Annotated in this window: 17 protein-coding genes and 1 riboswitch; of the genes, 7 read left to right on the top strand and 10 right to left on the bottom strand. The window is 45.6% G+C overall.

Going from position 1 to position 19,846, the window contains the following annotated elements; all coding sequences use genetic code 11:
* Positions 1–539: 539 nt before the first annotated feature.
* Both DWV53_RS10865 and DWV53_RS10860 read right to left on the bottom strand, forming a co-directional pair.
* The gene (locus DWV53_RS10865) at positions 540–806 is read right to left on the bottom strand and encodes a helix-turn-helix domain-containing protein (RefSeq protein ID WP_118153697.1); all 267 of its coding nucleotides are present in this window, start codon (positions 804–806) and stop codon (positions 540–542) included.
* A 5-nt stretch (positions 807–811) separates the two neighbouring features.
* Positions 812–1,288 (bottom strand): hypothetical protein, encoded by a 477-nt coding sequence (locus DWV53_RS10860; RefSeq protein WP_118153694.1) that lies wholly within the window; start codon positions 1,286–1,288, stop codon positions 812–814.
* Between the two features lie 100 nt (positions 1,289–1,388).
* Between DWV53_RS10860 and DWV53_RS10855 the strand changes: the two genes are divergently transcribed.
* Both DWV53_RS10855 and DWV53_RS10850 read left to right on the top strand, forming a co-directional pair.
* The gene (locus DWV53_RS10855; protein ID WP_118153691.1) at positions 1,389–1,625 is read left to right on the top strand and encodes a hypothetical protein; all 237 of its coding nucleotides are present in this window, start codon (positions 1,389–1,391) and stop codon (positions 1,623–1,625) included.
* Positions 1,626–1,660: 35 nt separating this feature from the next.
* Entirely contained in the window at positions 1,661–4,384 is a 2,724-nt protein-coding gene (locus tag DWV53_RS10850; RefSeq protein ID WP_259318968.1) for a DEAD/DEAH box helicase family protein, read from the top strand.
* A gap of 98 nt (positions 4,385–4,482) precedes the next feature.
* Here DWV53_RS10850 and thiH read toward each other — a convergent pair whose 3' ends face one another.
* The 8 genes from thiH to DWV53_RS10810 form a co-directional block, all read right to left on the bottom strand.
* The gene (gene thiH / locus DWV53_RS10845; protein WP_006848700.1) at positions 4,483–5,622 is read right to left on the bottom strand and encodes a 2-iminoacetate synthase ThiH; all 1,140 of its coding nucleotides are present in this window, start codon (positions 5,620–5,622) and stop codon (positions 4,483–4,485) included.
* 4 nt (positions 5,623–5,626) lie between these two features.
* Positions 5,627–7,321 carry a phosphomethylpyrimidine synthase ThiC gene (gene thiC, locus DWV53_RS10840; RefSeq protein WP_089542781.1) on the bottom strand — a complete coding sequence of 565 codons (1,695 nt, stop codon included), beginning with the start codon at positions 7,319–7,321 and terminating at the stop codon, positions 5,627–5,629.
* Between the two features lie 99 nt (positions 7,322–7,420).
* Complete coding sequence (locus DWV53_RS10835) at positions 7,421–8,194, bottom strand: thiazole synthase (protein ID WP_022121898.1); 774 nt, start codon at positions 8,192–8,194, stop codon at positions 7,421–7,423.
* An 87-nt stretch (positions 8,195–8,281) separates the two neighbouring features.
* Positions 8,282–8,479 (bottom strand): sulfur carrier protein ThiS, encoded by a 198-nt coding sequence (gene thiS / locus DWV53_RS10830; protein WP_006848697.1) that lies wholly within the window; start codon positions 8,477–8,479, stop codon positions 8,282–8,284.
* A gap of 125 nt (positions 8,480–8,604) precedes the next feature.
* Positions 8,605–8,699: riboswitch (TPP riboswitch) on the bottom strand.
* An 83-nt stretch (positions 8,700–8,782) separates the two neighbouring features.
* On the bottom strand, positions 8,783–9,208 hold the full coding sequence (locus tag DWV53_RS10825; protein ID WP_117692436.1) for a Fur family transcriptional regulator: 426 nt from the start codon (positions 9,206–9,208) through the stop codon (positions 8,783–8,785).
* Positions 9,209–9,917: 709 nt separating this feature from the next.
* Complete coding sequence (locus tag DWV53_RS15780) at positions 9,918–10,928, bottom strand: GYF domain-containing protein (protein ID WP_181992471.1); 1,011 nt, start codon at positions 10,926–10,928, stop codon at positions 9,918–9,920.
* A gap of 65 nt (positions 10,929–10,993) precedes the next feature.
* Positions 10,994–12,280 carry a clostripain-related cysteine peptidase gene (locus DWV53_RS10815; RefSeq protein ID WP_118153684.1) on the bottom strand — a complete coding sequence of 429 codons (1,287 nt, stop codon included), beginning with the start codon at positions 12,278–12,280 and terminating at the stop codon, positions 10,994–10,996.
* A 112-nt stretch (positions 12,281–12,392) separates the two neighbouring features.
* Positions 12,393–15,074 (bottom strand): valine--tRNA ligase, encoded by a 2,682-nt coding sequence (locus DWV53_RS10810; protein ID WP_118153681.1) that lies wholly within the window; start codon positions 15,072–15,074, stop codon positions 12,393–12,395.
* Between the two features lie 120 nt (positions 15,075–15,194).
* On the opposite strand from DWV53_RS10810, the gene mazG reads away from it, so the two are divergent.
* The 5 genes from mazG to DWV53_RS10785 all read left to right on the top strand — a co-directional run bounded on the left by mazG (position 15,195) and on the right by DWV53_RS10785 (position 19,817).
* On the top strand, positions 15,195–16,145 hold the full coding sequence (gene mazG, locus DWV53_RS10805; protein WP_118153678.1) for a nucleoside triphosphate pyrophosphohydrolase: 951 nt from the start codon (positions 15,195–15,197) through the stop codon (positions 16,143–16,145).
* A 63-nt stretch (positions 16,146–16,208) separates the two neighbouring features.
* Positions 16,209–16,769, top strand: a complete 561-nt coding sequence (locus DWV53_RS10800) for a hypothetical protein (RefSeq protein WP_022121891.1) — start codon at positions 16,209–16,211, stop codon at positions 16,767–16,769.
* Between the two features lie 36 nt (positions 16,770–16,805).
* Positions 16,806–17,723 carry a ribonuclease Z gene (locus tag DWV53_RS10795; RefSeq protein WP_118153675.1) on the top strand — a complete coding sequence of 306 codons (918 nt, stop codon included), beginning with the start codon at positions 16,806–16,808 and terminating at the stop codon, positions 17,721–17,723.
* A gap of 149 nt (positions 17,724–17,872) precedes the next feature.
* Positions 17,873–18,466, top strand: coding sequence for an RNA polymerase sigma factor (locus DWV53_RS10790; RefSeq protein WP_181992470.1), 594 nt, complete (start codon positions 17,873–17,875; stop codon positions 18,464–18,466).
* On the top strand, positions 18,459–19,817 hold the full coding sequence (locus DWV53_RS10785) for a hypothetical protein (protein WP_181992469.1): 1,359 nt from the start codon (positions 18,459–18,461) through the stop codon (positions 19,815–19,817). Before DWV53_RS10790 ends, DWV53_RS10785 begins: the two co-directional genes overlap by 8 nt.
* The last annotated feature ends 29 nt before the right edge of the window (positions 19,818–19,846 follow it).

Genomic DNA, 19,846 nt, shown 5'->3' with positions numbered 1-19,846 from the left:
ATAACTCGAACAAAAAGGTGAATGTCAAGGCAGCCTAATAGGCAGCTCTGGCAATACCAATTAATAATATGCTTTTTTTGAAAAATTGTTGGATGTGCTAACTGCTGAAAATCAGTAGTTACGTTCTAACGGTGATTTACTATTATACTCTTCTTCCTGAGTTCTGGGAAGATGAGGAACAATAAAAATGAATTTAATATTTAGTCAAATTAAGGTATAACCTCCATTAGCTTGTGCTGATGGAGGGCTAAATTGCGTATTCTTGTCTCAAAATTAGAAAAATGATGCCGCCGTGCAAAGGTACAATATTTTTTTGAGATATGCAATACGGCGTTTAGCGGATACTTACGGTGCTCGGAACCGCTACGCTCTAAGGATGGCGGGGCTTCAAAGCCCTCGCCAAATTGTGCGGGATGGGACTGCTGGGAGAGGGAAGTTTAAAGTTAATAGTTTATAGTTTACAACTTGTATTCGGGGGATTTTGTTGATTTATTGTGAATTTCTTGGTGTTTTAGAATATGCTTATTGGCATAGTCCAATCAATGGGCTATGCTAATGAGTTTACTTCCTAAGGCAGTTTCTATACGAGCAATGGTTTGAGTCGTGAAGTTATGTCTGCCTGTTAGCCATTTTGAGATTTCTGAGTCTCGCTTGTTGAGCAAGCGGGCGAAATCCTTTTGGGTGAGCCCCTTGGCTTTCAGAATCTCACTAATGCGCTCGGCAATACCGAAAGACAAATCGAACTCTGCCTTTTGCTCGGCAGGTATCGCAGCGAGGCAATCACGGAATAATTTGTTCTGTATCATAATGCTTAAATTTCAAAGGTTGCACTTTCTATATCTGTTATCATATTCTTTTCAATGGTAATGATGCCCTTCTCTTGGGCTTTGAGCAGAACTTTGTCAAAAGTCTGTAAATCCATGACATATCCACTGAGCTTTTCATTCTCTTGGTATGTGCGTGATAGTTTAACACCACCATTTCCTAAGATAAGTATCTGGTCGGATATTCTTAGGCAGTATAGGCGGAGTTTGCGGGAATCGATAGACAAAGCACTAACATGGTCGTTCATTCTTCCTTCGATACGGAAGAATCTTTCTAATGCTCCCTTATCGATAATTTTGGATAAAGCCAATAATATGGTATTGAAGTCTTTATTGTATGTCGCATTGTCCTTAAACTCCATCAGGAATTTTTCAAATTCGCTTTCGGAGTTTCCATCGAAGCAGATAGAAAACATGCCTACGTTGTCATTCTGCTCTATTGTCTTTAATGTTACTTGTGTCATAATTATAATTCTTTAATATGCAATGCAAAAATAATAATTTTATTGATAGCTTGTTCACTTTTAAGTGAATAATTAAGAATAATTATTATAAATATACATTATGGAAATCAACAACACCCAACACAAATTCTTCCTCTGCAACAAGAAATATGATGAATATGAATATATGATGTATAGAAAACAGACTGAAATCATCGTAACCATCTTCTATGAAGGTATTCTGAGAGGAACACAGTATGGCAATCATCCTAGAACAAAATATGCCTTGAAGATTCATAGCATCATCGAGGATTTGATGAATAAAGACTGGAGTAAAGTCAACGAGACCCTTAAATAATGAAGGAAATAAAGTTATTTGATTACCAAGAGGATATGAAGGAACGGATTGAGAAGGCGATGCGCCTTCATCGGTCCGTGATGGCACAAATGCCAACGGGTACGGGAAAAACGGTTCTACTCGCTTCGGTCGTAGAATCGTTTTTGAGGGAACATTCCAATTGCAATGTTTGGATTGTTGCCCATAGAAGGGAGCTGGTTTCTCAGATTCGAGAAACTATTCAAAGAGTTTTTTCTAAAATCACCCCGTCCCTCTTTACCATTAAAGAGGGGAATTTTTCGAAAACCCACCCGTCCTCCCTTACCCTTAAGGGAGGCTCCACCTCTCACCCCGACCCTCTCACCCTCAGGGGAGAGGGAGGAAACCGCCCTACTCGGTGCTCGGAACCGCTTCGCTCTAAGGTTGGCGGACCATCAAAGGTCTCGCCAGATTGTGCGGGATGGGACCGCCTGGGTGAGAGGGGTGGAGATGGGCTTGGTGCCACTTCTGCCTCTTCTGTTAATCCTACTTCTGACATGATACCGATAAAGGCGGTGTCGATACAATGGTTGTCGAAGCACTATGACGAGATAGAGGAAGAACCGGGGATGATAGTGATTGACGAGGCGCACCATGCGCTTGCCAAGACCTATAAGGAAATGTGGGAGAGATTCCCGAAAGCTAAGTTCCTGGGACTGACGGCTACTCCTTGCCGATTGAATGGTAAGGGATTCACTGATCTGTTTGATGTCTTGGTGCAGTCGTGGAGTGTTCCTGAATTTATCAGCAAGGGAAGATTGGCGACATATGATTTTGTGAGCATCAAATCGGATGGTGTGACGCAACGGCTCATCGACTCCTTGCAGAAGCGAGGGGCTGATGGTGACTACCAGAACAAAGAAATGGATATGTTGCTGAATAAGAAGCCGAGTATCGAAAGGCTCTATCGGAGTTTGGAAGAATTTGGTAAAGACAGAAAGGGCATCGTGTATGCTATCAATATTTCTCATGCTAATGCTATTGCCGAGTTCTACAGAGAACACGGCATCGCGGCTGTTGCTATTGATAGTAAGACTCCTGCGAGTGAGCGCAGAATGCTGATTGAAAGGTTCAAATCTTCTAATACTTCTCAAAATTTTTCGAAAATCACCCCGTCCCTCTTTACCATTAAAGAGGGCTCCACCTCTCACCCCGGCCCTCTCTCCTCAGGAGCGAGGGAGGAAACCGCTCCTCCTCGTCGCTCGGAACCGCTACGCTCTAAGGATGGCGGACCATCAAAGGTCTCGCCAGATTGTGCGGGATGGGACCGCCTTACTGATACTTGCTTGCGAGTTGGTGATGGCCTGGGGGCTACTTGCTTGCGGGCTGCTGATGGAGTTGGCGATGAACTTGCTCCTATACAAGTGCTGGTGAATGTGGACATCTTCTCGGAGGGGTTTGACTGCCCGGATGTGGAGTTTGTACAGTTGGCTCGACCAACGCTGTCGCTTGCCAAGTATCTGCAGATGGTGGGACGTGGATTGCGAGTAGCCAAGGGAAAGAAGAACTGCGTAATTATAGATAATGTGGGACTATATCGGGTGTTCGGGTTGCCTTCGCAAGTATGGAACTGGAATGCTATGTTCGAGGGAAAGCTGAAAGTTGGCAAGAGAAAGGAGACTCCGAAGGATAGAGAGTTTTTCCTGATGAACGAGAAGCAAGACGATATTCAGATTCATCCAGACTCAGAAATGATGATGGTGATGAGCCATGAAGAATTGCTCCAAACGATACAGTATCGTGAGTTTGTGGACAGTAGAGGGGAGTTTGCCATCATCAAGCTTCCTGATGGGAAGATGACGGTAGTGAACCGGCAGGGAGAACAAGTCTTGGAGCCAGGCGATTACCGTGACATGAAGCTGTTGGATGGCAACATCCTGTTCTACCGACATTGCAGAAAGGAGGTCTGCTATTATGACCTGTTGTCTGGAGCTATTATTGACGATGGCCCCAATGTTTACGATGTTCCAAAGGTGGTTACGCTAGAAGGTTGGGAGTTCATCAAATATGGAGATGTTTATATGTCTCGCACCTACGAACATTTCTCTTGGCCATATTGCCCTTCCAAATATGACCTGTTCAATTTTGGGGATTACCTGATATATCGTTATAATTATTTAGTAGATAGTGGTTGCCAGGAATGGTACTATTATGAAGGAGGCAATGGCTTGATGATGAAGGCTACTATAGATAGTAATCGAGTATGTTTCTTACGTGGTGATTATGAACATGTGTATTGGATGTGTGCCACTCTTCGTTGTGGTTGTATCGTGGTTATGGACAGCAAGCAGGACTACTACCTGGTGGATTCATATTTGAAGAAGACCTATATTGGATGCAATAACCCAAAGAATGAAAATGAAGATCTTCATATTGTAATGCCTCGCCTTGGCAAGAAATACTATGATGAGATGATGTTACAGGAGAAGAAAAAGGAAGCAAGCGAGATGATTCTTTTGCATGAAAAGTCTGTAGCAGGACATGTGGAATTATATCAGGCTGGAAAGAAATGGGGCATAAAAGTGGATGGCAGAGTTGTCGTGCCACCCCTTTATCGCAGCATAGCGCAACCTGTTGGTGCCTATTGTGCCTTTGAAGAGATTCCAAGTTATTGGGGTATTATGACCTTAAAAGGCAAGGTGATAGTTGATGCCAAATATGAGAAGGTCGAGATTCGTGATGGAGGGATTGCCGTGGTAACTGATATCACGGGGAAAACACAGACCATCTATCTGAAATGATCTATTATAGGGGCGTCAGTCTGAGAATATTAACAAAAAAGAGTGTGTCATGAATTTATGATACACTCTTTTTTTTATTCTGTTTAATTACATCTTCTTTATCCGTTTGCGATATTTCCGAAGAAATCGAATGAGGCATCCCAATCCTTCCAGACTGGCTCTCTGCCCAATTCCTTCAATCTCGCATTGATTACCTTGGCGGTACGCTCATCGCTTACGGTGAACTGCTCCAATGCCTGAGGATAGGTATGATAACCACCAGGATTTACCTTTGATTCTGCCGACATGGTGGTGACACCCAGTGTTGCCATGTTGTCACGGATGTAGGCTGGCTCACGGGTAGAGTAGGAGATATCTACATCGTGGTCGAAGATACGCATGGCGAAAGTAGCCTGTGCCAACTGCTTATCGGTCATGAAGCAGTTGGGCTGGAAACCTTCGTTCTGTGCAGGGCGCATACGAGGGAAGTTCACGCTGTACTTGGTCTTCCAGTAATGCTTCTGAAGGTAGCGCAGGTGATGAGCCATCATCACAACATCCGTGCGCCATTCCTTCTCCAAGCCGATGAGCACACCCATACCGATGGAATGGACGCCTGCCATACCCATGCGGTCAAAACCATCGCAGCGCCACTCAAACTTGCTCTTCATGCCACGTGGGTGGTAGAGCTTGTAGTGCTCGTGGTTGTAGGTCTCCTGGAAACAGATGACGCCGTTCATACCATGGTCGGCGAGGGTCTTGTAATCCTCTGTAGAGAGCGGCATCACCTCAATCTTCACGTTAGAGAAATACTTCTTGGCGATGTCGATTGCCTTGGCAAGATAAGGGGTGCCTGCCTTGGCTGGGTTCTCGCCCGTAACGAGAAGGATGTTCTCGAATGGAGCCAGCTGCTTGATGGCCTTGTACTCGTTCTCAATCTGCTCTGGGGTGAGGATGGTGCGGGCCATCGGATTTTCACGATGGAAACCGCAATACACGCAGGAGTTTGAGCATGAATTGGTGATGTAGAGAGGAATGAACATCGACATGGTCTTGCCGAAGCGCTCCTCGGTATATTTGCGGGAAAGACGCGCCATTACCTCCAGGTATGGCTCGGCTGCCGGTGAAATCAGCGCCATGAAGTCGTTCACATCGCAATGGTCCTTGGCAAGGGCACGACGCACATCGTTATCGGTCATTCGAGCAATGCGCTCCGTGGTCTCCTCCCAACTGATATTCTTTAATTCGTCTGAAAACATTTTCTTACTTTTTAAACTTTCTCAAATCGTGTGTCAACTTGGCTGCACAGAAGTTTGGACCACACATGGTGCAGTACTCACCGTCTGTATGACCTGCCTCCTCGAAATACTTCAAGGCGAGCTCTGGGTCGAGAGAGAGGTGGAACTGGTCTCTCCAGCGGAACTCGAAGCGTGCCTTGGAGAGGGCGTTGTCGCGGATAGTTGCACCTGGATGACCCTTTGCCAAATCGGCTGCATGAGCGGCAATCTTATAGGTTACCACACCTGTGCGCACATCTTCCTTGTTAGGCAATGCGAGGTGCTCCTTTGGTGTTACATAGCAGAGCATTGCTGTGCCGAGCCATGCTATCTGGGCACCACCGATGGCTGATGTGATGTGGTCGTAACCTGGAGCGATATCGGTAACCAATGGGCCGAGGGTGTAGAATGGTGCCTCGTGACAGTGGTCGAGCTGGCGCTCCATGTTCTCCTTGATCTTCTGCAATGGCACGTGACCAGGACCCTCGATGAATGCCTGTACATTCTTGTCCCAGGCACGGGTAACAAGCTCGCCCATGGTATCCAACTCGGCAAACTGGGCTGCATCGTTGGCATCGGCGATACAGCCTGGGCGCAGACCATCACCCAAAGAAAGGGCAACGTCATACTGTGCCACGATGTCGCAGATATCGTCGAAGTGCTCGTAGAGGAAGCTCTCCTGGTCGTGATAGAGACACCACTTGCTCATGATACTACCGCCACGGCTCACAATACCGCAGAGACGGCTATCAGCGAGATGCACGTTGTGGCGACGGATACCGGCATGGATGGTGAAGTAGTCAACACCCTGCTCGCACTGCTCGATGAGGGTATCACGGAATACCTCCCAGTTCAGATCTTCTACCTTGCCGTTTACCTTCTCCAAAGCCTGGTAGATAGGCACGGTTCCTACTGGTACAGGACAGTTGCGCACAATCCATTCACGGGTTTCGTGGATGTTGTCGCCGGTAGAGAGGTCCATCAAGGTATCGCCTCCCCACTTGCAAGACCATACCGCCTTATCTACCTCTTCCTCGATGCTGGAGGTAGTGGCAGAGTTACCGATGTTGGTATTGATCTTCACGAGGAAGTTGCGGCCGATGATCATCGGTTCGCTCTCAGGGTGATTGATGTTGGCAGGAAGAACGGCACGTCCGCGTGCAATCTCATCACGCACATACTCAGGGGTGATATGGGTATCGATGCCCAACTCCTGGCAGTTCATGTTCTCGCGGATAGCCACATACTCCATCTCAGGAGTGATGATGCCCGCCTTGGCGTATGCCATCTGTGTGATGTGCTTGCCAGCCTGAGCACGGCGAGGCAACTGGATGTGCTCGAAGCGGAGGTGGTCGAGGCTATGGTCAGCAAGACGTTGCTTGCCATACTCGCTGGTAACCTCCTTGAGCTGCTCGGTATCGTTGCGGTCGATAATCCACTGCTCGCGCATTCTTGGCAAGCCTTTCTTCAAATCTACCTGATAGTTAGGGTCGCTGTAAGGACCGCTGGTATCGTAGATGTAAACCGGAGCGTTTGGCTCTGTATGAGGAATGCCGCGCTCATCCTTCACAACAGTAGGAGTGAGGTTTACCTTGGTCATTCCAACCTTGATCTGTGGGAAGAGTTTTCCCTGCATATACGCCTTTTCTCTCTGGGCGTAAGCTTTCTTATCGTTTGGCATAATTTTTTAAAGGTAAAAAGGTAAAAGGGTAAAAAGGTAAAAAGAGCGTTCTTGCTTCTTTGCCTTCATCCTTCATGCCTTTTATTATCTATATTATAATTAATCGTTGAGGAATGCGGTGAGAGGAGAACTTGCCTCAGCACAATCGCTGATGGCTCCGAGACCTGCCTCGTAAGCACGGCGACCGCATACTACAGCTTCCTTGAATGCCTTAGCCATCTCTACAGGATCACCGGCAACGGCGATGGCTGTGTTGACCAGGCAAGCGCTGGCACCCATCTCCATAGCTTCGGCAGCGTGGCTAGGTGCACCGATACCTGCATCTACTACCACTGGAACAGTAGCCTGCTCGATGATGATCTGCAGGAAGTCCTTCATTCTCAATCCCTTGTTGGTACCGATAGGTGCAGCAAGTGGCATCACAGTAGCAGCACCAGCCTCTTCGAGGTGCTTGCAGAGGGTAGGGTCTGCCTGACAATATGGCAATACCACGAAACCGAGTTTTACCAGTTTCTCGGTAGCCTTCAGCGTCTCGATAGAGTCTGGAAGAAGATAGCGAGGGTCTGGGTGGATTTCGAGTTTGAGCCAGTTGGTTCCGAAAGCCTCGCGAGCCATCTGTGCTGCGAAGACAGCCTCCTCGGCGTTGCGCACGCCACTGGTGTTAGGAAGGAGCTGGATATTTGGGTTCTGCACAATATGAGAGAGCAGATCGTCCTGCTTGTCTTCGAGTTCGATACGTTTCATAGCAACAGTAACCATTTCTGTTTCTGATGCTTTGATGGCTTCAGCCATGAGGGCATTGTTGTTAAACTTTCCTGTGCCCAAGAAGAGGCGTGAGTTAAACTCTCTGCCTGCGATTACTAATTTTTCCATTGTTTTATTATAGAGTTGTTATTTTTGTTTTCATTTCTGTAGGAAAAGTACTTTTGAGTGATTCTTTTCCGCAGTATTCTGGGACCGTTATCCTCCGCAGAACGCTTTTACGATAACGATGTCTGCTCCTTCTGCGATGATTGTGTTTTCCCATTCATCACGAGGCACCATTTCGTTACTGATAGCTACTGCAACTCCTGTAGCTGGCAAATCGAGTTCCTGAGCTAACTCCCTGATGGTTTTAGCCTGTGTCTCGGTCTCTTTGTTGTTGATAGTTACTTTCATATTCTGTTCGTTTTATATGATGAATAATCCGTTTGTTTACGCTTTTTCTATCGCCCGAAAGCGATGATAAGATAATATGTAATCAAACACGGTGAACTTCCAGATGAAAGCCTTAAGAGAAAGAATAAAGCGCTATCAAATATCCCTGCGACAGCATTACCTGCATCAGGTTCAATGGGTATCATCTCAGCCGAATCTTTCAGCACCCCGTGATAATCGCTTGCAAAAGTAATGATAATATCGGAAAAACAATAGAATTTCAAAAATATTTATGCTAAATTAACGCAGAATGTACCTTTCGCTTTACTGGTGTTTCTTTCTGCAATCCGGGCATTCGCCTTTGATGACAAAGGAAATAGAGTGGGGGTAAAAGCCTTCGGGCAGCTCGAAACTTGGAATATGGATATCCTCCATACAGAAGGAACGCTGGCAAGATTCGCAGTAGAAATGAATATGCCCGTCGTGATGATCGCAAGCCCCTTTTTCTTCGCAGAGTTCGTAGCAGAGTACGCCTCGCCCATCTTCGAAGGCATGTACCACATCATGTTCCAGAAAGAGGGTAAGGGTACGGAAGATGCTCGACTTGTCCATCGAAACCATCTTTCGTTCCAGATTGCTCAGACTCTGCGGGTTCTGTTCACCCATCAGGGTCTTCATTACGAGTATGCGGTTGGCGGTTGGACGGATGCCTTTCGATTCCAGCCTGCTGATTATATCTTGTGAGTTCATCGTTTCTTCTTTTTTTAATTTTTACTAACCGGTTGCAAAGATACAAAAAAAGCGTGTAAGTATGGTAACTTACACGCTTTTTCTTTATTTAAACGTAATTACTTTTTGCTTTCAATCTAGTTTATGCCGCAGCATGAAGGGATTGGAACCCTTATGCGCAAGCACAACCACGGCTTCTGTTCAAAGCCTCACCATACATTTCCATTGCGGTCATGTAATCTGCAAGAATAGCCTTCAAGGCCTTCTTGATGTTTGCATACATTGTTTTCATAATCGTTATCCTTTTTTAAAAAATTAATACTCGGCATTTCTGCCATTTTCTTTTTTTCTTTTGTTCATGAACGGTGGTCAATTTTACTTGCCCATCTCCATGTTGTTGTTTACATTTACAGCCTTGACAATCATAGCTGCCACAACTGTAAGAATCATTACTGTCGTCATCATAATTTGTTTCCTTTCTTTCTTTGTGGAGCCTCCATGTGAGGTCTCCTGTTTTACATTATCCTTATTACAATCTCACTGTTTTCTGGTGCAAAGGTAATGCCTTTTTCTTGAATATCTGTCACAAAGACATGACAAAATGATGAAAAAGGGGCTTTTTTTGATACACGTCAACTAAACAGCAATGGCGGCTTGATATACGTCAAGCCGCCATGCTGTCATATTGAGAAATGTGTCATATTTCTTATGTTTCTTCGGATTTCTGATGCTAGATCAGTTCCAGAATCTTGTCGAGAATCTTTTCTACGGTTGAAGAATCGGTTGCTTCATCGAGTTTCTGGTTGATTTTCTCTTCCAGTTTCTTGCTCACCTTGTCGGCAGCCTGATCCATGGCCTGGTTTGCCTTGTCTTCCAGTTTCTTCTGAACGGAAGCGCCCAGTCCGTCTTTTTCTGAACCATCGCTGTTATTATCGCTTACCGAAGGGGTTTCATCGGTTGATGAGCTGGTGGTTTCTTCTATCTGCAGATTGTCAGCACCTTCCAGCGCCTTCACCATATCATCAGCATTCATCGTGTAAACGCTGCCAAGGATTCCGAAGCTTACGGTGTGCTGCTTGCCATTAAACTCAACGGTTCCCTTAGAGCATACGATATAGTTGTGGTATTCGAAGAGCTGGTTCATCACTTCATCAATAGCGCTTCCTGCCATCATTTTGGCAATGGAACGGATGCTTTGGGTGAAGAAGTTGTTATCACTGGTTTCTGTAGCCTTGTCGATAGCCTTGGCTGCCTCAGTCTTTACCTTTTCTTTGTGGGCATCAGGTCCTGGATTGGTTATGGCGAAAACCAGGAAGAGAAGTACGATAAGACCTAAGATGATTTTCCAGAGGGTCTTGCTCGATTTTTTCTTTTCCGGTTCCTGTCTGTAGCCCTGGTTCATTGCTGCGCCGTGCTGAAAGCCTTGCTGGTAAGCTTCCTGCTGTGCCTGCTGGAAACTTTGCTGGTTTGCAGCCTGAAAGTTTGCTGCTTCTGTCCCGTTGTTGCCGGTTGCATCTGCTGATGTTCCTTCTGCATCTTCTTTGTTGGCAGCATTAGCCTTGATAGCTTCTATAGTTTCTAGAACAGTCTTCAGTTCTGCTATTTTCCAAGCAGGAGTCCAGTCTTTCATGCCTTGTGCCCAAACAAGGGTTTCGGGTGTGATAGCCTTCTGGACGAGTTGCTCCAGGCTGAATGGACCCGCTTGCAGTCCGTTATTCTCAATGATAAAATATTCCATCATGTATTCTTTTATATAATATTTTTCTTAAAAGCCAATAAGGAGTTTCTTTCACTCTTCATTGCTTATTAGTGTGTAGCTTTCCACCAACCGGTTTTCTCTCTGCCCTTGATAGCTACGCTGTGCTGGCTAGGGTCGGAGATAGAAAGACCGCAATAGCTCTTCACCTGGAAGGTCTTGGGAGGTATATTCGAATACACCCAGGTATAGGCTTCATCCGTATGTTCTGCTGCCTTGATGGTGAGTTTTAATTGTGAAGTGAACTGGTCTTTCAGATAGCCGCTTGGAACAAGACTGTCTACGTATACGCTCATGTCGTAGAAGAGGTTGGGAGAGAAACCATCCAGAGACTGTATGGAATCTAGCGGAACGGATGAAGAGAGGGTATATTTGCTGTTGATTTCCTTCATCACTTGGGCTAGATTGTCCATCTGTCTGCAATCAATGGCCGCCATGTTGCAGTATGGATTGCTACTATTCTTGTAGAAATTGACAACTCCATTGACAAATCCTGAATAATTAGGTGCTGAACTGTTGAGGTAACTCCATATGGTTTTGTATGGAACGCCGGCTTCCATTATTTCGCTACTTGAACTAATCATGAAATTAGTGACGTCTTTCAGTTCGTATGCAGTCTCTACATTGCCCATATAGCATGCATCGAAGAGGATGTACTGCATCTTGGTGCCGCTGAGTTTGATTCCTTCAGCCAGGGTAGGAACGTCGAGAGCGTTCTCTTCTAAACTCACACTACCGAAGAAACGGGTGATAGGTTTGTTGGGATCGGGACCATACTGTATTCCGCTGAAATTACCGGTAGCGGTAGGGTAGCTGGTGCTTCCTTTCTGAGCAAAACCAGCATTAGGTCTTGCCATATAGGGATAGTGAACCCAATCGCTCTTGTAGGTCCATCCGCAGCCATGAGCTCCGATGATGAGCGAATAATTCAGGGCTTCAGCACGGCGTTTCACCTCATTCAGAATCTCTGCAAACCCTTCTGCTGTAGTATATGTAGCTTCATCGTATGTTTTCAAAGTGTCGCGAATGACGGTTTTCGTATTGCCGTCATATTGAAGATCTATAAGATAGCTCTTCTTGTAATTCTGGCTCATGAAAACCATTACACGTGAATTGTTCAATCCCTTCTTGGCAACAATACCTTCGCACATGCTGTCTACGTTATTTTTCAAATCACTATATAGACCTGTGCGTCTTGTGTCGCCCGTCCATGGAAAGAAGACGAAGATAGTCTGCTTATTGACGCTTTCTACATCAATAGCTTCATCACCGCAACTGGTGAAAGTTGCTGCTAGAGATAGCGTACATATAAATAAGGTGAAAAGCTTCTTGATCATAATTAAAAATGTTGAATGTTGAATGTTGAATGTTGAGTTGCAATCTTGCTAACGAATCAGCTTGACTAATTCAACATTCTACACTCAACATTCAACATTAAATATAATACTATTATTTCTTCTTGAGTTCCTCGATAGTTGCCTTGAGGGCAGCAATCTTCTCAACAGAGTCGCTTTCCTTCTTGCGCTCCAGGGCTACTACCTTTTCAGGAGCGTGAGCTACGAAGTTCTCGTTGCCGAGCTTCTTGCGTACGCCCATCAGGAAGCCTTCCAAGTGCTTGAGCTGAGCTTCTGCCTTCTCAATCTCGGCAGCTACGTCGATGAGGTCGCCCAATGGTACGGCAAACTCGTCGGTACCTACCATGAAGCTTGATGCATCGGCACTCTTCTCAGCGATGACCTCAATCTTATCAAGGTTCGCCATCTTCAGCGTTACGTCGTTGTAAGCCTCGAAATCGTTCTTGCCTACTACCTGCAGAGACAACTGCTCCTTCTGGGCAATGTTCTTCTGGTTGCGAACGGTACGAACACCGGCGATAATCTGCTTCACAGCCTCAATGTCGGCTGCCAACTTCTGCTCCTCGGTTGTAGGTGCAGGAATATCCAGCTTCTCGCGCATGATGCTCTCGCCATCCTTGCGGTCGTAGATGTGCTGCCACAACTCCTCGGTGATGAATGGCATGAATGGATGCAACATCTTCAGGAGGGCATCGAAGAAACGGAGGGTAGCGTCGTAGCTCTTCTGGTCGATAGGCTGACCGTAAGCTGGCTTCACCATCTCCAGGTACCAGGATGAGAACTCATCCCAGAACAGCTTATATACTGTCATCAATGCCTCAGAGATACGGTAGTCCTTAAACTGCTTCTGCATCTCCTCGTTCACCTCCTTGAGCTTGGCGTCAAACCACTTCACGGCGATTTCTGCACTCTTAGGCTGCTCGATATCTGCAGTCTCCCAACCCTTCACGAGGCGGAAGGCATTCCAGATCTTATTGTTGAAGTTACGTCCCTGCTCGCAAAGGCTCTCGTCGAAGAGGATGTCGTTGCCTGCAGGAGCGCTGAGCATCATACCCATACGAACACCATCGGCACCAAACTTGTCAATCAGAACCAGTGGGTCTGGTGAGTTACCGAGACTCTTGCTCATCTTACGGCCCAGCTTGTCGCGTACGATACCTGTGAAATATACGTGCTTGAATGGCATCTTGCCACGATACTCGTAGCCAGCCATGATCATACGTGCTACCCAGAAGAAGATGATATCCGGACCAGTTACGAGGTCGGAAGTAGGGTAGTAGTAGTTGATCTCCTCATTGTCAGGATGCTCGATACCATCAAACAGAGAGATAGGCCACAACCATGAAGAGAACCAGGTGTCGAGGCAGTCGCTCTCCTGCTCAAGATCCTCAGCCTTGATGTTGGCATTCTTCTCCTGAGCGAGTTTCAGAGCCTCCTCAGCAGTCTCTGCTACCACGAAATCCTTCTTGCCGGCATTGTCGAAGTAGTAGGCTGGGATGCGGTGACCCCACCAGAGCTGACGGCTGATACACCAGTCCTTGATGTTCTCCAACCAGTGGCGATAGGTGTTCTTGTACTTCTTAGGATAGAACTCGATATCATCGTCCATTACTGGAGGAAGGGCGATGTCGGCAAAGTGCTGCATCTTGAGGAACCACTGTGTAGAGAGCTTTGGCTCGATAGGCACATTGGTACGCTCAGAGAAGCCCACCTTATTATTATAGTCCTCAATCTTTTCCATCAGACCAGCGTTCTGAAGGTCGATGGAAATCTGCTTGCGCACGTCCATGCGGTCCATACCTACATAGAGACCTGCTGCCTCGCTGATGGTACCATTGTCGTTGAAGATATCGATGGTTTCCAAACCGTGCTTCAAACCGAGGGCGTGGTCGTTGATATCGTGAGCTGGAGTTACCTTCAAGCAACCAGTACCGAACTCGATATCTACGTATGTATCCTCGATAACAGGAATCTCGCGGTTTACGAGAGGCACGATAACGTGCTTACCCTTCAGCCAGGTATTCTTCTTATCCTCTGGGTTGATACACATGGCAGAGTCGCCCATGATGGTCTCAGGACGGGTGGTTGCTACTACTGCATAGTATCCCTTCTCATCCTTGTGTATCACGTTCTCCTCATCCACCTGCTGGCAGTCCTGCTCTACTACATAATACTTCAAGTGGTAGAGCTTAGAGTGCTCGTCCTTGTAGATAACCTCCTCGTCAGAGAGCGCAGTCTGAGCCTTAGGGTCCCAGTTAACCATGCGCACGCCACGATAGATGAGTCCCTTCTGGTAAAGGTCGCAGAATACGTGGATGACGGCACGAGAGCGGGTCTCGTCCATGGTGAATGCTGTGCGGTCCCAATCGCAGCTGGCACCGAGTTTGCGGAGCTGTTTGAGGATGATGCCACCATGCTCGTGAGTCCAGTCCCAAGCGTGCTTGAGGAACTCCTCGCGGGTAAGGTCAGTCTTCTTGATGCCCTGCTGAGCGAGGCGGTTTACAACCTTTGCCTCGGTAGCGATACTGGCATGGTCGGTACCTGGTACCCAACATGCGTTCTTGCCCTCCATGCGAGCACGGCGAACGAGAATATCCTGGATAGTATTGTTGAGCATGTGTCCCATGTGGAGCACACCTGTTACGTTTGGTGGAGGGATAACCACTGTATAAGGTTCACGACCATCTGGCTTAGAGCTGAAAAGCTTGTTGTCGAGCCAGTACTGATACCATTTACTTTCCACTGCTTGTGGATCGTATTTACTTGCTAATTCCATTGTTTATATCTAATTTTTATTCTTTTTCTTTCTTTTTCTTTAAAAAACGGTGCAAAGATACTAATTTTTGGGCGAAAAATACTATCTTTGCATCAAAATTATTAATTTTTGCACAAAACGATGGTTAGTAATACAGGAAAAGGACATACGAAAGAAGAAAAACTGGCGGCGTTCAGCCGCTTGCTGGATGTGCAGGACCGTTTGCGCCTGCAGTGTCCATGGGATAAAAAGCAGACATTCGAGAGTCTTCGTCCGAATACGATCGAGGAGACTTTCGAGCTTTGTGACGCCTTGATGAAGCGCGATTACAAAGATATCAAGAAGGAGTTGGGCGATGTGTTGGAGCACGTGATGTTCTATAGCATCATCGGCAGAGAAGACGGCGAGTTCGATATTTGCGATGTTTGCAATCAGGAGGCTGACAAGCTGATGTTCCGCCATCCTTTCATCAACTGGAAGGAAGAGGGAAATTGGACGGTTTCGAATCCTGATATGTATATCAACGATGAGGGACAGGTGGTATATAGAGAGTCTGAAGAAGCAGAAACCGGGAAGGCTGGAACTGCCAGTTCGGAAGAAACCTTAGCTCTTGGCGCCAGCAAGCCGAAAACTGCTACTTCTGTTGAGAAAACCTGGGAACAGATCAAGCAGCAGGAGAAGGATGGAAATGAGCGGGTGTTGAGCGGTGTTCCTAATTCTCTTCCGTCTCTTATCAAGGCTTATCGCATTCAGGACAAGGCTAGAAATGTAGGCTTCGACTGGAAAGAAAAAGAAGATGTGTGGGACAAAGTGCAGGAGGAACTGGAAGAACTCAAGGTGGAACTGGCTAAAGGCGACAAAGAGAATTCTACCCAGGAATTGGGCGATTTCATCTTCTCAGTAATCAATGCAGCACGTCTCTATAAACTCAATCCGGATAATGCGCTGGAGAAAACCAACCAGAAATTTATCCGCCGTTTCAACTACGTAGAAGATCATAGCTTAAAGCAAGGTAAAAACTTGAAAGATATGAGCTTAGAAGAAATGGATAAACTATGGGATGAAGCAAAACTTCAGGAAAAAAAAGGATGATAAATAACGGTGAATCAGATAATCTTATCGACTCATCAATATAATAATAAAAACTAAAGTGTTATGAAGAAATTAGTTTATGTAACAATAGCTTTGGTGGCGCTTTTCGCAGCCAACAGTTGTAAGAACAAAAATAATGTTCCTGTTATCAGTGCAGCAGATTCGGTAGAGGTAGAGGATGCAATGAACGATTCTACCATCTATGGTGTATGCGGTGAGGGAACCTCTATGCATAGCCTGGAGCTGATTTCTGATGATGGTGACACCCTTTCGGTGTTTATTGACGATGAGAATCCTGATGTTGTTCAGGGAGGATTGCTGGCTGGCGACCGTATTGCTCTTATCGGTTATAAGGCAGAGGATGGAGAGATGATGGCCCAGAAGATTATCAACCTGACATCCCTCTTGGGTAAATGGACTTCTCTGGATAAGAATTTTGATATCTTGGAAGGTGGAGAGGTGAAGAACAATGTGAAGGCTGAAACTAATCCTTGGACTAGCTGGAAGATACTCAATGGTAAACTTTTGCTGAATAAGGATACTTTTGCTATTGACAAATTGGGTTCTGACAGTCTTATGTTGGAGAATACTCAGGGTATCTTTGTTTTCAAGCGCCAAGAGTAAGGTCATCATGTTGAACCTGTAAATTATGATTTAGTTTTGGAACCATTTAAAGTACATATATTGGGGTGTGGCAGTGCTTTGCCCACCCTTCAGCATAGTGCCTCGGCCCAGATTATTGAGATGCGTGGCAAATGCTTTATGATGGATTGTGGCGAGGGTGCCCAGATGCAGTTCCGTCGCACTCATGTTCACTTTGCTAAGATAAATGCTATCTTTATTTCGCATCTTCATGGTGATCATTGCTTTGGCTTGCTGGGACTTCTTTCTACCTTAGGTATGCTGGGCAGAACGGCTAAGTTAAAAGTTTATGCACCAGAAAGTTACGGAGATTTGTTTAAGCGTCAGATCGATTTCTTCATGCAGGGAATGGAATATCAAATCGAATTTGTTCCTGTAGATACCGAGAAGTCGCAAGTAGTATATGAAGATCATTCTGTAACCGTAGAAACCGTTCCTCTGCAGCATCGTGTGCCTTGTTGTGGGTACATCTTCAGAGAGAAACCGACATTGCCTCATATCCGTCGTGATATGATAGATTATTACGAGATTCCTGTAAGCCAGATTAACAACATCAAGAATGGAGCTGACTGGACAACGAAGGAGGGGGATGTAATACCTAATGCCAGATTGGTAATGCCTGCCGCTACTCCCCGCAGTTATGCTTATTGCAGTGATACCCGGTTTGTTCCGGGGTTGGCAGAAAAGGTAAAGGGGGTTACGGTGCTTTATCATGAGAGCACCTATACTTCGGAGAATGAGGACAGGGCTAAACTCTATTATCACAGTACGGCTCGACAGGCTGCAACTATAGCCAGAAATGCGGGTGTAGGCAAACTTCTTCTGGGACATTATAGTGCAAGATATAATAATGAAGAGGTATTGTTGAATGAAGCTAAAGAGGTGTTTACGGAAAGTTATCTTACTCAGGAAGGTAAAGTGTTCTCTATAGAATAATATAGAAACAGGGCTTGAATGTACCGGGAAACAAGGTGCAGAATAGCCATTGATCTATATAAAAATATAAAAAAAAGTGCCTTGCGCCAAAAAAAGTTCATTTTTGATGCAAGGTTTTCTCTTTATATCGTTTAATCTTTAAAACGGATTTGAAATTGGAATCGGAAAAGGAACTCTTAGACGACATCAATAGCGGCAGTCGGGCAGCCATGCACAGATTGTACGAACGCTATGTGGGGTATGCCATGGCCGTAGCGCTGAGGTATATCCCTATGCGCGATGATGCTGAAGATGTAGTGCAAGATAGTTTTATAAAAGTCTTTTCCGGCATTTCAAAGTTTGAATATCGGGGTGAGGGCGCTCTTCAGGCTTGGCTCTTGCGGATAGTGACAAATGAAGCTGTCAACTTTGTAAGGCAGCAAAAGCGCTTCACTATCGTGGACGAAGTTCCCGATGATATTGAGGATGAAGAGTCTGAAGTAGAAAGAGTTCCGCCTGCAGAACTGACAAGAATGATAGGAGAATTGCCTGATGGGTACAGACTGGTTCTTAACATGTTTGTTTTTGAACAGAAAAGCCATAAAGAAATTGCACAGCTGTTAGGCATCAAAGAAAGCAGTTCTGCTTCACAATATTTGCGGGCGAAAAAGCTGTTGGGCAAAAAGGTGAAAGATTATCTGAGCCAGGCAGATTGTAGTGATAATAAAGAGTTGAATCATATAAATGAGAAAAGTAATGAGTAACGATTGGACAAATAAACTTCGAGATCAGTTGGCTGACTACCAAGAGCCTGTCAGCCACGACTTGTGGGCTGAGATAGAACAATCGCTTGCTCAGTCTAAAAAGGTTGGTGATGAGGAAACTGATGTAAAAAAGATCCCACAGGCTCGTTATGTTGTCTTGAAAAGATGGTCAGTAGCTGCAGCTATTGCTTTATTGGGAGTAGGAGGCAGTTATGTTTATCTGCATGATGATGAACTGGGACAGGCTAACTTAGCTGTTCAGAGTTCTTTCTCTACAGCATCAGGTTCAAGCAGGACTTCTTCTGCTGTCCGTGCAGAAGCACAATCGGCAGGAAGTGAAAATGCTATCTTGCTTGCTGAAAACAATGCATCTGCACATCAGGTGAATCGCCATTCATCGGGGCGTCAATTGAACCATAGTAAATCTTCTGTCTCTTTCCAGGAGAGGACTGTTGCTGCTGATAATGAAGTAATGTTTGCAGCAGAGGTAGAAATGCCAGAACGGTCTGTTAATGCAGAGGTAAATGGTCGGGAATTATCTGTTTTGCAAAAGCAAAATGAGGATTCTGAAAGACAGATGGCCGTTTCTTCTAATCATGCAACCAAGCCGTTGGAAGCAGATGGTGGGCAGAAGCTTTATGCAGGCAGGGCGCAGGATGGTCATTTTGAACGCAGTTATAAGGACAAGTATGAACAGAACTGGACCATGAACCTGTATGCAGAGAATGTAAGTCTGGGCTCTGGCAGTGATGGAATGTCAAACGGCATGTATGCGTCTTCAGATCCTCTTGCTGGTGGTGGCTTTGCTGATCATGGCGTTTTCATGGCTGCTGCTTCTCTTTTAAGATATGCAATACCGAAATATGTTGAAGCGAAACATCATGCTCCTTTGGCTATAGGTGCTCAGGTTGGTATCGGACTTGCGCCTCGTTTGTCTTTGAGTACCGGTGTCGTATATACGCGTGTTGCTTCTGATTTCAAATCTTATGGTGTTTCAGAATTTGATACACATCAGGTTTTGCATTATGTGGGTGTTCCACTTGGTTTAAACTATGAGGTTTGGAGCACGGGAGGCTTTCATGCGTACGTAATGGCGGGTGGAGAAGCCGATTTCAACGTAAAGAATGATACAAAGGTTTCTGGTCATAAAGAGGACGTGAAACGTGATGGCGTTCAGTTCTCGGGTAAGGCTTCGCTTGGTGCACAGTATGATGTTACACCACAAGTGGGCTTCTATATTGAGCCAGGTGCAAAATATTATTTTGATAATGGCAGCGAAATAGAAAATACGTTTAAAGATAAGAAGTGGAATTTTAATCTCCAGTTCGGACTCCGTATTAATCTGAAATAGTGTTTGAGTCCAATTATTAATAAACATAT

Source organism: Segatella copri (genome assembly GCF_003465495.1).
Classification (GTDB): domain Bacteria; phylum Bacteroidota; class Bacteroidia; order Bacteroidales; family Bacteroidaceae; genus Prevotella; species Prevotella copri_G.
The sequence above is the reverse complement of the archived record's forward strand: the minus strand, read 5'-3'. Positions and strand labels throughout refer to the sequence as shown.